The following is a 14,915-nucleotide window of genomic DNA, read 5'->3' on the forward strand; positions in this document are numbered from 1 at the left end:
ACCAGGCCCAAGGCGCAGAGACGCCCGGCATAAGCGAACTTACCGACAAGGCGTCGATACAGATGCCGCTGCCAAGCCACCGCTGAATTCGCAGCCATCCCCATGCATAGGGGGGGAACAAAACAATGGACGACCGTGACCTGATGAAAATAACCAGACGCAAATTCCTGATCGTGGGCGCGGTGACAGCCACCACGGCCGTACTTCCTCCGTTCATTTCCGCCCTGGCATCGGCGGCCAACCAGATGGCGCGCCCGGTACGCGCACCGGTGTCACTTGAAGTGAATGGCGTGGCTCGACAACTGGATCTGGACACCCGCACTACGTTGCTCGACGCCCTGCGCGAGCACTTGCAACTCACGGGCACCAAAAAAGGCTGCGACCACGGCCAGTGCGGTGCGTGCACCGTGATCGTCAACGGCAAACGCGTCAACTCATGCCTCACCCTCGCCGTCATGCAGCAAGGCTCCAAAGTCACCACCGTCGAAGGCTTGGGCACACCGGACAAGCTGCACGCGATGCAGGCCGCGTTCATCAAGCACGATGGCTTCCAGTGCGGCTATTGCACACCGGGGCAAATCTGTTCGGCAGTGGCCGTCCTCGATGAGATTCGTCAGGGCATTCCTAGCCATGTCAGCCAGAATCTGACTGACCGTCCGCAACTGATAGCCAGTGAACTCCAGGAACGCATGAGCGGCAATATCTGCCGCTGCGGTGCGTACTCCAACATCATTGCAGCCATCAGCGAAGTCGCGGAGGTAAGCGCATGAGGCCTTTCACCTATGTACGGGCGCAGTCGCCCGCCGAAGCAGCGGCACAGGCTGCCCAGACCGAAGGTGCCAAGTTCATCGCAGGCGGTACCAATCTGCTGGACTTGATGAAGCTGGAGATTGAAACGCCGCTGCACCTGATCGACGTCAATGACCTCGCGCTGGATCGTATCGAAGCCACGCCCGACGGCGGCCTGCGAATTGGCGCACTGGTACGCAACACTGATCTGGCCGCCGACGCCCGTGTGCGCAAGGATTACGGCCTATTGTCCAGAGCATTGCTGGCCGGGGCTTCCGGGCAACTGCGCAACGCCGCGACCACCGCCGGCAATCTGCTTCAGCGCACACGCTGCCCGTACTTCTACGACACTAATCAGGCGTGTAACAAACGCCATCCGGGCAGTGGCTGTGCGGCGATTGGCGGCGTCACACGGCAACTGGGAATTATCGGTGTGAGCAGTGCCTGCATCGCCACCCACCCAAGTGATATGGCCATCGCCATGCGGGTACTGGATGCTCAAGTAGAGACCGTACGCCCGGACGGTACAACCCGGGTCATTCCCATTGCTGACTTTCACCGCTTGCCCGGCAATACGCCCAACATCGAAACCTCGTTGGCAGCCAACGAGTTGATCACCGCCGTCACCCTCCCCGCGCCGATTGGCGGCACGCACATCTACCAGAAAGTCCGTGATCGGGCGTCCTACGCATTTGCGCTGATTTCAGTTGCCGCAGTGATTCAAAGCAATGGCAAAGGCCGTGTAGCGCTGGGCGGTGTGGCGCATAAACCCTGGCGCGTTGAAGACGCTGAATCGCTGATGCCCGACGGCGCCAAGGCGGTCATGACCAGGCTACTGGCCGGTGCCACGCCGACCCACGAGAATGAATTCAAAGTCACCCTCGCCGAGCGCACGCTGGCTTCGGTCATGGCGCAAGCGAGGGCTACCTCATGAAATTTGATACCCCGGCCAGCAACAACCCCATCGACCAGCTCAAAGTCGTCGGCAAGGCCACACCACGTATTGACGGCAAACTGAAAACCACCGGCCAGGCGCATTACGCCTACGAGCATCACGACGCCGTGCCGAATCAGGCTTACGGCTATGTGGTCACCTCCGCCATTGCCAAAGGCCGTATTAGCTCGATGAACCTGGAGGCCGCCAACGCCGCGCCTGGAGTCATCGGGATCGTTACCGCCGCTAGCGCGGGCAAGCTTGGCAAAGGCAAATACAACACCGCCACACTGCTCGGCGGTCCGGAGATCCAGCATTACCACCAGGCAATTGCGCTGGTGGTGGCGGAGTCCTTCGAGCAGGCACGCACCGCTGCGCAGCTGGTGCAGGTCGAGTACCTGCGCAGTAACGGCGAATACGATCTGGGCCGCGACCTGAATGCAGCCGTGAAAACCGAGGGTGAAGCGCCCGATACCGCGCGCGGCGACTTTGCGGGTGCGTTCAGTTCGGCTGCTGTGCAATTCGATGCGACCTACACCACTCCGGATCAGTCCCACGCGGCCATGGAACCGCATACCTCCATGGCGACCTGGGAAGGCGAAAAACTGATCCTGTGGACGTCCAACCAGATGATTGCCTGGAGCGTCGGTGATATCGCCACCACCCTGGGCATGGCCAAGGAAAATGTGCGGCTGGTCTCGCCCTACATAGGCGGTGGCTTTGGCGGCAAACTGTTCATCCGCTCCGACGCGATCCTCGCGGCGCTGGGCTCTCGACAGTGCGGCCGTCCAGTGAAGGTTGCGCTGGCCCGCCCGCAGATCATCAACAACACTACCCACCGTCCGGCCACCATTCAGCGGATTCGTATCGGTGCAGACAAGGACGGCAAGATCACCGCAATCGCTCATGAAGGCTGGTCCGGTGACCTCGCGGGCGGTGGCGTGGAAAACGCCGTGCAGCCCACCCAGTTTCTCTATGCCGGTGAAAACCGCATGACTGCCATGCGCCTTGCCACGCTGGATCTGCCGGAAGGCAATGCCATGCGCGCGCCGGGTGAAACACCGGGTTTGATGGCGCTGGAAATTGCCATGGACGAGATGGCGGAGAAGCTCAACATGGACCCGATTGAATTCAGGGTCCTGAACGATACTCAAGTCGACCCCAACAACCCGCAGCGGCCCTTCTCGCAACGCAACCTGATCCAGTGCCTGCGCACCGGTGCTGAGCGGTTTGGCTGGAACAAACGCAACCCGCGTCCCGGCATGCAGCGCGAAGGCAACTGGCTGATCGGGATGGGCGTCGGCTGCGCCTATCGCAACAACCTCCTGCTCAAATCCGGCGCTCGGGTACGTCTGGGCAGCAACGGCAAGGTCACGGTGGAAACCGACATGACCGATATTGGCACCGGCAGCTACACCATCATCGCCCAGACAGCGGCAGAAATGATGGGCGTAACGCTGGATGATGTGGTGGTGCGCCTGGGCGACTCGGACTTCCCGGTTTCAGCGGGTTCAGGCGGCCAGTTCGGTGCCAACTGCTCGACTGCCGGTGTCTATGCGGCCTGTGTGAAGTTGCGTGAAGCGGTCACCAAGCGCCTGGGTTACACCGCCGACGATGCCGTTTTCGCGGACGGTCAGGTGCAGTTTGCAGGACGCAGCGTTCCGCTGGGCCAGGCTGCGCGTAACGGAGAGCTGGTGGCCGAGGACTCCATCGAGTTTGCCGAGCTGGCCAAGAAGTACCAGCAATCAACCTTTGGCGCGCATTTCGTCGAAGTCGCCGTCAACATGGCAACTGGGGAAACCCGCGTACGGCGCATGCTGGCCGTTTGTGCAGCAGGCCGCATTCTCAACCCGACATCGGCCCGCAGCCAGGTCATCGGGGCGATGACCATGGGAGTCGGTGCAGCGCTGATGGAAGAGCTGGCCGTGGACAAACGACTGGGCTTTTTCGTCAATCACGACCTGGCTGGATACGAGGTGCCGGTACACGCCGACATTCCCGAACAGGAAGTGATTTTCCTCGACGAAACCGACCCGGTGTCATCGCCCATGAAAGCCAAGGGCGTCGGCGAACTGGGCCTCTGCGGCGTGAGCGCGGCGATTGCCAATGCGATCTACAACGCTACCGGAGCAAGGGTTCGCGAGTATCCGATTACCCTGGATAAGGTCTTGAAGTCATTGCCTGAGATGATTTAAGCGAACGGATGCACATTTGTCTTTAGGAGCTGCCGAAGGCTGCGATGGCGGTGTATCAGGATGGACGCCATTGCAGCCTTCGGCAGCTCCTAAAGAGGATCGGGTTTCAAATCAGACCATCGTGCTCGTTTGATAACAACCTCACTTCGCCACGCTGACTCAGCGTCAAACATCCAGACCTGCACCGCTGAACGTAAAAAAGGCCACCCCTCAACGGAGTAGAACCGGGGTGGCCCAGGTAACTCAACGTTGCTGATCCGTCGGTTAGCCCTCAGATCAGCGTATCTTGGCGTATTCCTGCTCGCTCACCTGCTCCATCCAGTTCACGACCTTGCCATCCAGTGCCTCAGCAATGGCGACATGAGTCATGCCGGTGGTCGCCGTCGCGCCGTGCCAATGCTTGACGCCAGGGGGAATCCACACGCTGTCACCGGCCTTGATCACCTGGATCGCCTTGCCTGACTCCTGCACCAGCCCCGTACCCGCTGTGACAATCAAAGTCTGTCCCAAGGGGTGCGTATGCCAGGCAGAACGGGCACCCGGCTCGAACGTCACCGTCGCTCCGCTGACCCTGGCAGGCTCAGTCCCTTTGAACGGTGCATCGACCCGCACCGTGCCGGTGAAGAAGTCCGCCGAGCCCTTGACCGAGGGTTGTGATCCGTTAGGTGTGACGGTCACCGGCATCGTCTCCGCGTGGGACTCGAACGCAAATAACGAGAGCGATAAAGCGGCAGTGGCAAGTGTTCTCATCATGGACCTCACTGGAATTCGTTCAGCTCTGAAACGTGGATTCGAGACGCCGCAACTCAGCCTTGAGTGCCGCGACTTGCAAAGACTTCTTTCAACACCGGCACGGCCGACATTGCCTTTGGCCAACCGGTGTAGAACGCGAGATGCGTAACCACTTCAGCCGCCTGCTCGCGGGTCAGACCGTTGTCCATGGCGCGGTTAAGGTGGAACGGCAGTTGTGCTGCCTGACCTTGGGTGATCAGCGCAGCGACGGTCACCAGACTGCGATCCCGTGCCGTCAGGCTGGTTTGCCGCCACACGTCCGCAAACAGCACATCGTCGGTAAAACGTCCCAGCTCCGGGGCAACATCCGCCGTCGCCGTAGCGACAGCCGCTTTACGCTTGGCTTCGCTGGCCGGGTCAAGCGTCAACCGCTCTGTGGGCGGTGGCACAATCTGCTCGGCAGGAATACCCCGCTCGTCAAAGACCTTTTTCGCCACGCCTACCGCCGACATCGCGTTCGGCCAGCCGGAATAGAACGCAAGATGCGTGATCAGCGCGCTGATTTCACTGGGCTTGAGACCGTTATCGAGACCCAGCTTCACGTGGGCGGTCATCTGTGCGGTCTGCCCGCCAGCCACCAGCGCAGAGAGTGTGATCAGGCTGCGATCACGAGGCGACAGCTCCTTGCGCTTCCAGACTTCGCCGAACAGCAATTCAGTGGTGTAGTGGTAAAGCTGAGGCGTGACGTCCAGAACATCAGGCGACGGCTTCGGATCAGGCCTGGCCCTGGATTCACTGCCGTCGGATGCGGCAGCAAAAAAGAGCGTGGCGAACGCGGTTGCTAATAGCTTCATGCATGGGCCTTTCAGATAGATGAATGTGCTTGGGCTCGGCCCCCAGCGGGCAAACGATCCTCGGACGTTAAAGCACTGAAAGGATCAGGACTACGGGGCTATATCCGCATGCAACCATGAGTGGAATTCAGCAATACGTGTGGGGGGCCGGGAACGCGATGCATCAACCACCAGAGAAAACGCCAGCGAGGCAGGACGCCGGTTCGGGTAATAAAATTGATAGCCGCAAACGTCGGACACCCCTCGTCGAGCACAGCAATCAATCGACCGTCCTCAATGAACGGCGCTGCCGGTCTTCCGGCAAATAAGCAAGCCGCGGCCAAGACAAAAAATTAAATAATCAAAACACATAATAGAAATTACAACCAATCAACAAAACACATATTAGCTTAGAACCAAAAAGCCTTTTACAGCAGTCAACCATAAGAATACGGTCTTAGAAAATCAGCCTGACTGTGTGATCTGTCAGCCTTCCGTGCGCCTACTTTCCCGCTGTGTAAAGGATCCATCCATGCACTTGAGACATTCCTCGGCAATACCCGACCGCGCCACAGGCGCAGCGATACACAGCCTCATGGGTCAAGGGTCGAGGATTGCGCAATGAGTAAACGCTTCCCCTTGCTTCGCCTGCTGGCGGCCTGTGCAACCGCCGCCACCCTGTTGGGCTGCTCACCGTCCGCTCAGGATCTGGAAGCCAACAAGACCTTGAAGATCGCTTTTTTCCGCGATAACACCACGTTGGTCAGCCTCGACCCCTTTCAGGTTTACTGGCTGGAGCACCGCGTGGTGCTGCGCAACGTTGCCGAGTCGTTGACCGATCAGGACCCGCAGAACGGCAAGATCATTGCCTGGCTGGCTGAAAGCTGGGAAGTCAGCGACAACGCTCTGGAATACACCTTCCATCTGCGCAAAGACGTGACCTTCAGCAACGGCACGCGTTTCGATGCCCAGGCAGTAAAAACCGCTTACGACTCCAATAAGGCCTTCGCCGCCCAACTGCCCACTACATTCGGCGCGACCTATCTGAAAGGCTACGACCACGCCGAAGTCGTCGATGACTTCACCGTGAAGCTGGTGCTGTCCACGCCTAACGCGGGCTTCCTGCAAGCCACCTCCACCACCAACCTTTCGATTCTCGCGCCGGAATCCTACAAGCTCAGCGTGAAGGAGCGTTCATTGGGCGCGATTATTGGAACCGGGCCATTCGTGCTGGAGCGCTACACCCCGGAAAGCGGCCTGAAGCTGGTGAAACGCAAAGGCTATGCCTGGCCATCCGCCAACGCGAAGAACAAGGGCGAAGCACACCTCAATACCGTTGAAGTCAGCTATGTACCGGAAGAGAGTGTGCGCAACGGCCAGTTCGTACAGGGCCAGGTGGACATTCTCTGGCCCCGCGCGCCTTTTTCCGAAGTCGACCTGAACCTGTTCAAGTCCAAAGGCGCAACCATCCAGAGTCGTTCGCTGCCAGGCCCGGCGCTGAATTTCTACCCCAACACCCGTGGCACGCGCATCCTCGCGGATCGCAATGTGCGCCTGGCGCTGCAAAAAGGTATCGACCGCAAGACCTACGCCGCCACCGTGTACAACCCGCAATTCCCAGTGGTGACCAGCATCTACGACGTGACCACGCCGTACTACAAGAACAAGTCCGATCAACTGGACTACGACCCGCAAGGTGCGGAGAAACTGCTGGATGAAGCAGGCTGGCAAAAAGGTCCGGATGGCTATCGCAGCAAGGACGGCAAACGCCTCAAGCTGGTCTATAACCTGTCCCCGGCAGAAGGTGCGGGGGATGTGCTGATCCAGGATCAACTGCGCAAAATCGGCATCGAGCTCAAGCTCAATGTGCTGACCACCGCCGAATGGGCCGCCGCCAACGCCTCGGGCAACTATGACCTGACTTCCACCTACATGACTCGTGCCGACCCGATCATTCTGCAAACCATTATCGATCCACGCTCCGCTAACAGCTCGACCCTCGCCACCAACCTGTATGCACCGGAAACCCTGCCCAAGGCACTGGAACTATTCGACGCGGGCCTGACGGCAACCAAAGCTGAGCAACGGGCCAAGGCCTACGGCGATCTGCAGGATCTGCTGATCGAAGAAGGCTCGGCGTTCCCGATCTATGAGCGCGTCTGGCAGGCCGCGACCGCCAAGAAGGTCCATAACTTCTACTGGACCGCTGAAGGCTTTGCCCTGCTCAACGACATCGAGATTGCAGCGCCATGAGCCGCTATGTGATCGGCCGGATTGGCCAGGCGCTGCTGGTGTTGTGGGGCGCGTATAGCGTGACGTACTTCATCCTGTATTTACTGCCGGGTGACACGCTGTCGATCATGCTCAGTGCCTCGGGTGTCGAAATCGATGCGCTGTCGCCTGAAGAAATCGCCAAGGCACAAGCCTATTACGGTCTGGATGGCGGGATTTTCCAGCAGTACTTCCACCTGTTGTGGGGCGCGGTGCAGGGTGATTTTGGTAGCTCGCTGACCCTCAACCGTCCGGTGGCTGAATTGCTTGTCGAGCGCTTGCCGCAGACATTGGCGCTGGCCGGCCTGGCCATCGTGTTTTCACTGATTGGCGGCATCGGTCTGGCGTACCTCACCGCCTATGTGCGCTGGCAACCGCTGAAGGTCGCCTTGGCCCGACTGCCGTCACTGGGCTTTTCAGTGCCGGTGTTCTGGATGGGCCTGCTGCTGATTCAGTTGTTCGCCTTCACCCTGGGCTGGTTCCCGGCCACCGGTAATCAGGGCTTTTCCAGCCTGATCCTGCCCGCCGTCACCCTGGCGATTCCCAGTGCAGCGGTCTACGCCCAAGTGCTGCAGCGCGGGTTCCAGGGTGTCTGGAAAGAACCCTACATCATCACTGCCTATGCCAAAGGCCTGAGCCGCGCTCAGGTCCAGGCCCGGCACGCGTTCAAAAACGCCGCCCTGCCGTTGCTGACCCTGATCGGGCTGCAAGTGGGTAACACGGTGTCCGGAGCCGTGCTGGTGGAAACCATTTTTGCCCGCTCCGGCGTCGGTCGGCTTGCGCAAGAAGCCGTGCTGCGCCAGGACATCCCCGTGGTCTTGGCAATCGTCGCGGTGTCCGCGGCAGCCTTTGTTCTGATCAATCTGATCGTTGACCTGCTCTACCCCGCCCTCGACCCACGTATCGCCCACACACCAAAGGTCTCCTGACGCCATGACTATTTTTGATAATCGCCTTGAACGTCTGGCCCGCAGTTTCACCAAGACGACTGCGGCACCGCCTGCACTGTGGCGCCGCCGCAGTCGTTTCAGCCGGGCACTGGAGGCCACTCAACCGCTGATGCGCCGACCGGATTTCGTGCTGGCGGTGGCAATCATCGCCTTTGCGTTGTTGTCCGCCGTGGCCCCCAACCTGCTCACCCACTTTGCGCCTTACGCCACCTCTCCCATCGACAAACTTACACCGCCCAATGGTGTGCACTGGTTCGGCACCGATGAACTGGGCCGAGACCTGTACACCCGCGTGGTCTATGGATCCAGCCTCTCGGTACAGGCAGCATTGCTCGCGGTCGGCATCGCGCTGGCGGGGGGCTTGAGCCTCGGCATCGTCTCCGGTTTCGCTGGCGGACGTATCGACGCCGTGATCATGCGTTTCATCGATGTACTGCTGGCCCTGCCCGGTCTGCTGCTCGCACTGGCTATCGTTACCGCGATCGGCTTCGGCACTATTCCGGTAGCCATCGCGGTAGGCGTCGGGATCATTCCCGGCTTTGCCCGAACCACCCGCGCCGAAGTGCTGCGGATCAAGACCCTGCCCTATGTCGAGGCCGCACGCCTGGGCGGCGCCAGTTGGACCCGGACGCTGTTGCGGCACATTCTGCCCAACGCATGGGGCCCGGTTGCGGTGCTGGCTACGCTGGATTTCGGCGCGGCCATTCTCGCCACCGCGGGCCTGAGCTTTCTCGGTTTCGGCGCCGAGCCTCCGGCTGCCGAATGGGGCACGCTGATCGCCAACGGTCGTCACTTCCTGATGACAGCGCCGTGGGTATCGTTGCTGCCGGGGCTGTTCGTGGTCGCTGTGGTGTTCAGCTTCAACCACATCGCCCGCACCCTTGAGGAGACTCAACGATGAGCATCACCGATGCATTGATTGACGTGCGCCAACTGGCTGTTGCTTACCGTTTCGGTGGGCAGGTCAATCAGGCTGTGCGCGGCGTGTCCTTTCAGGTTGCCAAGGGTGAAACCCTGGCCATCGTCGGTGAGTCCGGCTCCGGTAAGTCCACCATGGCGAACGCTATTCTTGGTCTGCTGCCAGACAATGCCGTGGTGACCGGCGGCGAACTGTGGGTCGACGGCACGGACCTGACACACGCATCCGAACGTCAGAAACGCCAGCTTCGTGGCAGCACTATTGGCTTGGTGCCTCAGGACCCCATGGTCGGCTTGAACCCGACCCTGCGCATTGGCAAGCAAATCGGCGAAGCGTTGATTCAGGCTCATGGTCGTCGTTATCCGGCAGTGGACGCCGATGTGCTGGAGTTGCTGCAACAGGTGGGTCTGGACAAGCCGCTGCTGCGCGCCCGGCAATATCCCCACGAACTGTCTGGCGGCATGCGTCAGCGGGTGCTGATTGCAATTGCATTGGCGGGCAATCCACGGCTGATCATCGCCGACGAGCCCACCAGCGCGCTGGACGTGACCGTCCAACGCAAGATTCTTGACCACCTGCAACGACTGGTGGCCGAGCGCGGTATTTCGCTGCTGATCATCACCCACGACCTGGGCGTGGCCGCAGATCGCGCGGACCGGGTATTGGTGATGAAAAGCGGCGAACTGGTCGAGCAAGGTCCGCCGCAACAGATCCTGATCAACCCCAGCCACTCCTACACCCAGGCACTGATCGCCGCCGCTCCCGCTTTCGGCCAGCGCAAGACGCCCGCCGCGCCGCGCACGTTAGTGAATAGTACAGCGCCGATTCTCACGCTGGAGAATGTCGGCAAGACGTTCCGGCTGCCCTATGTGAAAGGCGAAAGCGCTGAGTTCCAGGCCCTTGAAGACGTCAATTTCAAGGTCTATCCGGGGCAGACGCTGGCCATTGTCGGCGAGTCCGGCTCGGGTAAAAGTACTGCGTTGCGCATTGCCCTGGGCCTGGAAAAACCGACTCAGGGCCGCGTGTTGTTCGAGGAGCAAGACATCACCCATCTTGGCTGGGGCGAATTCCGCCCGCTACGCCGACGCATGCAACTGGTTCAGCAAAACCCCTTCGCTGCACTAGATCCGCGCTTCACCTTGTTCGAGAGCATCATTGAACCGCTGGTGTCGTTCGGGTTGCTCAAAGGCCGGGACCTGGAACAGGCGGCGCGCAAGCTGATCGAGCGGGTGCATCTGCCGGTGGCTTATCTCGACCGTTTGCCGCGGGAGCTTTCCGGTGGACAACGGCAGCGGGTCGCCATCGCCCGGGCACTGGCGTTGCAACCGGACTTGCTGCTGCTCGATGAGCCGGTCTCCGCCCTCGACGTCTCGGTACAGGCGCAGATCCTTGACCTGTTGGTGGAGCTGCAAAGCGAACTGGGCATTGCCTACGTGCTGGTGTCCCATGATCTGGCCGTGGTTGCCAGCGTGGCTCATCAGGTGTTGGTGCTGCGCCAGGGCAAGACCATTGAACAAGGCGCAGCCAGCGACATCTTCGACCAGCCGGAAGCGGCGTATACCCGTGAGCTGATTGACGCGATACCGGGGCGCAGGCTGGAAGTAGCAGCGCAATACTGACTTGAAAACCCATTCCTCGCAGGAGCTGCCGCAGGCTGCGAAAGCATGCATCCTGACACACCGCCATCGCAGCCTTCGGCAGCTCACAGGTCTTCTGTTTGCTGCGCCTACCCGACAAGGACAATCATGACCCGCACCCTTCTGGCGTTGACCCTCGCCTCGCTTCTCATCCCGACCCTCAGCCAGGCTGCGACAACGGATATCACTGACGCGCAATACGCAAAGGTGCTTGAAGGCTCATGGCGAGCCAGAGAAAACAGCGCGCGCGACAGTTATCGTCATCCCCGAGAGACGCTGAAATTCTTCGGTTTGCAGGCTCAGCAAACGGTTATCGAAATAACGCCTGGGGGTGGCTGGTACAGCGAGATTCTTGCACCGTTGCTCAAGGACCATGGCCATTACATCGCCGCCCTTCAGGCCCCCTCCTCTGGCGATTATTACCAGAAAGCCGCTGATGGTCTGAAACAGAAATTCAAGTCTGACCCGATCCGTTATGGCAAAGCCGAAACAATTGAGTTCGATCCCCAGGCTCCGTCATTTGGCAAACCCGATTCGGCCGACCGGGTGCTGACCTTCCGCAACGTTCACAACTGGGTTCTGGCCGATGACGCGCCGCAGATGTTTGCCGCGTTCTTCAAAGTGCTCAAACCCGGTGGCGTACTGGGCGTAGTGGATCATCGGGCCAAAGACGGCGCTGATGTCAGCAGCATCAAGGACAGCGGCTACCTGCCCACCGATTACGTGGTGAAACTGGCCACGGATGCGGGTTTCAAGCTGGAAGGGCAAAGCGAAGTCAACGCCAACCCGAAGGACACCAAGGACTATTCAGCGGGCGTGTGGACCCTCCCGCCGTCTTACAAACTGGGGGAACAGGACCGGGAGAAATATGCGGCGATTGGCGAGTCGGACCGGTTTACGTTGCGGTTTGTGAAGCCAGTGGGTAAGTAGCGTTTTTTGGGGTCTGGAATGCAGCTGTTCTGTGGGAGCGGTGCTTGCCCGCGATAAGGCTGGACGCCATTCACTTTAGATCGCGTCCAGCCTTATCGCGGGCAAGCACCGCTCCCACATGAAACAGCATTCCACATCAAGACCTATGCAGGCTGGCTAATGTGCTGCTGATAAAGCGCACTCAGCCGCTCGCTCACCCGAGCGAATCGGTCGGCCATCAACCACATTGACAGGGGGTGGGACGAACACCTCACTGGCGCTGTAAACCTCGCTGCCTGTCAGCAACCCCCATCAAGTCAGGGTAACGATTTGTAAAACATCCCCAGCAGTCTTACCGACGAGCGCGCTGTTTCAACGGTTTGGATGTGTTTCTATTCATGACACCTCTGTGACACCGTCAAGAGCGACAGGAGTCTGCGCATGCCTACACACTCGTTCGACCGTCGTCAGTTCATTAAGGCCAGCTCAGCGTTGGCTGCAATGGCCGCTTTGTCTCCCCTGCTTCCGGCATTTGCTGCTACACCGTTGCTGACCCGCAAGATTCCCTCTTCAGGTGAAGACATGCCGGTAATTGGCCTGGGCACTGCTCGCACGTTCAATTTCGCAGTGACTTCAGACGAGATGACTCCGGCGCTTGAGGTACTCAAGACGCTACTGAGTGGTGGCGCGAAACTGATCGACACTGCGCCCAGTTATGGCGACTCCCAAGCGGTTACTGGAGAACTGCTGACTCGCGCCAAAGCCCATGGACAGGCTTTTATCGCCACCAAGGTTTCGTCAACAGGGCGAGACGCGGGTTTGCGGCAAATAGAGCAAGCGTTCAAACAACTGCAGGCCGAGCGCATTGATCTGATTCAGGTCCACAACCTGCAGGACACCGCCACGCAATTGCAGACTTTGCGCGAGCTCAAGCAACAGGGCCGGATTCGCTACATCGGCGTGACCCACTACGTCGAGTCAGCCCACGACGAACTATTGGCCGTGCTGCAAAAAGAGAAGGTTGATTTCGTTCAGGTCAACTACTCCATCGGCGCCCGCAATGCTGAAAAGCGTCTATTGCCCTGGTGCGCTGACCAAGGCTTGGCGGTGCTGGCCAACCGCACTTTCGAAGCCGGACGACTGTTTGCCAAGGTCAAGGGCAAGCCATTACCGGATTGGGCATCCGCCGAACTGGACGCCAGCTCATGGGCGCAACTGATGCTCAAGTTTGTGCTCGCCAACCCTGCCATCACCGCGGTGATTCCGGCGACCAGCAACCCACGTTATGCTGCCGACAACCTGCTGGCCGGCCAGGGTCGTTTGCCTGACGCCAGGTTGAGTGAGCGGATCGCCGAACTGTTCGCCTGATCACCCACAGCCGGGAGCGTATCCGTGTCCATTGTTGACCATCCCGTGATACTCCGCGCAGCGCGGGCCATCAACGCTGAGCCGGACGAACTGCGCCCGGCACTGGCTGGCTTCGCACTGTTCTTCTGTCTGTTCTGTGGCTATTTCATGCTGCGCCCGATTCGTGAGGCCATGGGGATTCAGGCGGGTGTCGAAAATCTGCAGTGGTTATTCACCGCGACATTCGTGGTCATGCTAATCGCAGTTCCGTTATTCGGCTGGCTTAACTCAAGGGTGCCACGCGTCCGGTTTGTCGACTGGGTATACGGATTTTTTGCCATCAACCTGCTGCTGTTCGCGCTGACCTTTGCCCTGCATGACGACAGCGTCTGGCTGGCGCGAGCATTCTACGTGTGGATTTCGGTCTACAACCTGTACGTGGTGTCGGTGGCTTGGAGCCTGATGGCCGATGCCTTCGACGGCGCACAGGCGCGGCGGTTGTTTGCGTTTATTGCAGCGGGTGCCAGTGTTGGCGGTTTGCTGGGGCCACTGATCAGCGCGTTCTCGATTGAAGTGCTCGGTCAGGGTGGACTGGCCTTGTTCAGTGCTCTATTGTTGCTGCTGGCATTGGCCCTCAAGCGTTACCTCATGGCTTGGCGCGAGCGTGGCGGCGCGGGTCGGCCAGGTGCGCCGCCCGCTGAAAGTCCGCGTCAGCCAGTGGCGGGCAACCCTTTCAGCGGCATGCTGCGAGTGCTGCGCTCGCCATATCTACTGGGCGTGTGCCTGTTTGTCGTGTTGCTCGCCACCGCCAGCACTTTTTTGTATTTCGAACAGGCGCGACTCGTGGCTGAACTGTTCGCTACCCGTGAAGAGCAGATCCGTGTGTTTGGTCTGATCGACTTTGCAGTACAGGCCGGTGCCCTTGTCTCGCAATTGTTCATCACCGGGCGCATCGCTCAACGCTTCGGTATTCGGGTTCTGCTGGCAGGCGTTCCGGCGCTGGTGTGCATCGGCTTCATCGGCCTGGCGCTGGCACCCACTTTCGCCATGTTGGCCGGGTTGATGATTGTGCGGCGCATTGGCGAGTACGCGTTTATCCGTCCCGGTCGGGAAATGCTTTTTGCACCGCTGGATGCAGAGACCAAATACAAAGCCAAGAACTTCATCGACACCGTTGTCTATCGCGGCGGCGACGCCATCAGCGGCTGGGCCAAAAGCCTGCTGGACATGCTCGGTCAGGGCACTGCGCTGGTGGCTTTGGTCGGGGCAATCTGCGCGGCGCTCTGGGCGGTTACGGGGTGGTATCTGGGGCGGCGTATGGATCGGGATGTGATCGAAGAGCGCGTGAAACACACTGATCATCTGGATTGAAATGCAATTCCTGTAGGAGCTGCCGAAG

Annotated in this window: 12 protein-coding genes; 10 read left to right on the forward strand and 2 right to left on the reverse strand. The window is 59.8% G+C overall.

The genetic code is table 11. From position 1 onward, the window contains the following. Positions 1-143 precede the first annotated feature (143 nt). The 3 genes from paoA to paoC are packed head-to-tail and all read left to right on the forward strand — an operon-like array spanning position 144 to position 3,918. On the forward strand, positions 144-770 hold the full coding sequence (paoA, locus tag CKW31_RS27810) for an aldehyde dehydrogenase iron-sulfur subunit PaoA (RefSeq protein WP_371856827.1): 627 nt from the start codon (positions 144-146) through the stop codon (positions 768-770). Then, positions 767-1,723: a xanthine dehydrogenase family protein subunit M gene (locus CKW31_RS27815; protein WP_095102101.1), complete on the forward strand. Its 957-nt coding sequence runs from the start codon at positions 767-769 to the stop codon at positions 1,721-1,723. Before paoA ends, CKW31_RS27815 begins: the two co-directional genes overlap by 4 nt. Continuing rightward, the gene (gene paoC, locus CKW31_RS27820; RefSeq protein WP_095102103.1) at positions 1,720-3,918 is read left to right on the forward strand and encodes an aldehyde oxidoreductase molybdenum-binding subunit PaoC; all 2,199 of its coding nucleotides are present in this window, start codon (positions 1,720-1,722) and stop codon (positions 3,916-3,918) included. Before CKW31_RS27815 ends, paoC begins: the two co-directional genes overlap by 4 nt. A gap of 276 nt (positions 3,919-4,194) precedes the next feature. On the opposite strand, the gene CKW31_RS27825 is transcribed toward paoC, so the two are convergent. Together CKW31_RS27825 and CKW31_RS27830 are read right to left on the reverse strand one after the other, a co-directional pair. Beyond that, positions 4,195-4,668 carry a cupin domain-containing protein gene (locus tag CKW31_RS27825; protein ID WP_176470004.1) on the reverse strand — a complete coding sequence of 158 codons (474 nt, stop codon included), beginning with the start codon at positions 4,666-4,668 and terminating at the stop codon, positions 4,195-4,197. Positions 4,669-4,724: 56 nt separating this feature from the next. Continuing rightward, on the reverse strand, positions 4,725-5,504 hold the full coding sequence (locus CKW31_RS27830) for a carboxymuconolactone decarboxylase family protein (protein ID WP_095102104.1): 780 nt from the start codon (positions 5,502-5,504) through the stop codon (positions 4,725-4,727). 600 nt (positions 5,505-6,104) lie between these two features. On the opposite strand from CKW31_RS27830, the gene CKW31_RS27835 reads away from it, so the two are divergent. The 7 genes from CKW31_RS27835 to CKW31_RS27865 all read left to right on the forward strand — a co-directional run bounded on the left by CKW31_RS27835 (position 6,105) and on the right by CKW31_RS27865 (position 14,887). Beyond that, the gene (locus tag CKW31_RS27835; RefSeq protein WP_095102105.1) at positions 6,105-7,736 is read left to right on the forward strand and encodes an ABC transporter substrate-binding protein; all 1,632 of its coding nucleotides are present in this window, start codon (positions 6,105-6,107) and stop codon (positions 7,734-7,736) included. Next, on the forward strand, positions 7,733-8,683 hold the full coding sequence (locus CKW31_RS27840; RefSeq protein WP_095102106.1) for an ABC transporter permease: 951 nt from the start codon (positions 7,733-7,735) through the stop codon (positions 8,681-8,683). Before CKW31_RS27835 ends, CKW31_RS27840 begins: the two co-directional genes overlap by 4 nt. A gap of 4 nt (positions 8,684-8,687) precedes the next feature. Further along, a complete protein-coding gene (locus CKW31_RS27845; RefSeq protein ID WP_095102108.1) occupies positions 8,688-9,605 on the forward strand; it encodes an ABC transporter permease in 918 nt (305 codons plus the stop codon). After that, on the forward strand, positions 9,602-11,242 hold the full coding sequence (locus CKW31_RS27850) for an ABC transporter ATP-binding protein (protein WP_095102110.1): 1,641 nt from the start codon (positions 9,602-9,604) through the stop codon (positions 11,240-11,242). Before CKW31_RS27845 ends, CKW31_RS27850 begins: the two co-directional genes overlap by 4 nt. Before the next feature lie 126 nt (positions 11,243-11,368). Continuing rightward, positions 11,369-12,190 carry a class I SAM-dependent methyltransferase gene (locus CKW31_RS27855; protein ID WP_095102113.1) on the forward strand — a complete coding sequence of 274 codons (822 nt, stop codon included), beginning with the start codon at positions 11,369-11,371 and terminating at the stop codon, positions 12,188-12,190. 420 nt (positions 12,191-12,610) lie between these two features. Then, a complete protein-coding gene (locus CKW31_RS27860) occupies positions 12,611-13,537 on the forward strand; it encodes an aldo/keto reductase (RefSeq protein WP_095102116.1) in 927 nt (308 codons plus the stop codon). 24 nt (positions 13,538-13,561) lie between these two features. After that, entirely contained in the window at positions 13,562-14,887 is a 1,326-nt protein-coding gene (locus tag CKW31_RS27865) for an NTP/NDP exchange transporter (protein ID WP_371856823.1), read from the forward strand. The last annotated feature ends 28 nt before the right edge of the window (positions 14,888-14,915 follow it).

This window comes from Pseudomonas sp. Irchel 3A5, from assembly GCF_900187575.1.
In the GTDB taxonomy this organism is placed as follows: Bacteria; Pseudomonadota; Gammaproteobacteria; order Pseudomonadales; family Pseudomonadaceae; genus Aquipseudomonas; species Aquipseudomonas folii.

Coding starts and splice junctions, on each gene's coding strand:
- paoC (WP_095102103.1), top strand. CDS start 1,720: ATGAAATTTGATACCCCGGCCAGCAACAACCCCATCGACCAGCTCAAA.
- CKW31_RS27855 (WP_095102113.1), top strand. CDS start 11,369: ATGACCCGCACCCTTCTGGCGTTGACCCTCGCCTCGCTTCTCATCCCG.
- CKW31_RS27825 (WP_176470004.1), bottom strand. CDS start 4,668: ATGAGAACACTTGCCACTGCCGCTTTATCGCTCTCGTTATTTGCGTTC.
- CKW31_RS27835 (WP_095102105.1), top strand. CDS start 6,105: ATGAGTAAACGCTTCCCCTTGCTTCGCCTGCTGGCGGCCTGTGCAACC.
- CKW31_RS27840 (WP_095102106.1), top strand. CDS start 7,733: ATGAGCCGCTATGTGATCGGCCGGATTGGCCAGGCGCTGCTGGTGTTG.
- paoA (WP_371856827.1), top strand. CDS start 144: ATGAAAATAACCAGACGCAAATTCCTGATCGTGGGCGCGGTGACAGCC.
- CKW31_RS27815 (WP_095102101.1), top strand. CDS start 767: ATGAGGCCTTTCACCTATGTACGGGCGCAGTCGCCCGCCGAAGCAGCG.
- CKW31_RS27845 (WP_095102108.1), top strand. CDS start 8,688: ATGACTATTTTTGATAATCGCCTTGAACGTCTGGCCCGCAGTTTCACC.
- CKW31_RS27860 (WP_095102116.1), top strand. CDS start 12,611: ATGCCTACACACTCGTTCGACCGTCGTCAGTTCATTAAGGCCAGCTCA.
- CKW31_RS27850 (WP_095102110.1), top strand. CDS start 9,602: ATGAGCATCACCGATGCATTGATTGACGTGCGCCAACTGGCTGTTGCT.
- CKW31_RS27830 (WP_095102104.1), bottom strand. CDS start 5,504: ATGAAGCTATTAGCAACCGCGTTCGCCACGCTCTTTTTTGCTGCCGCA.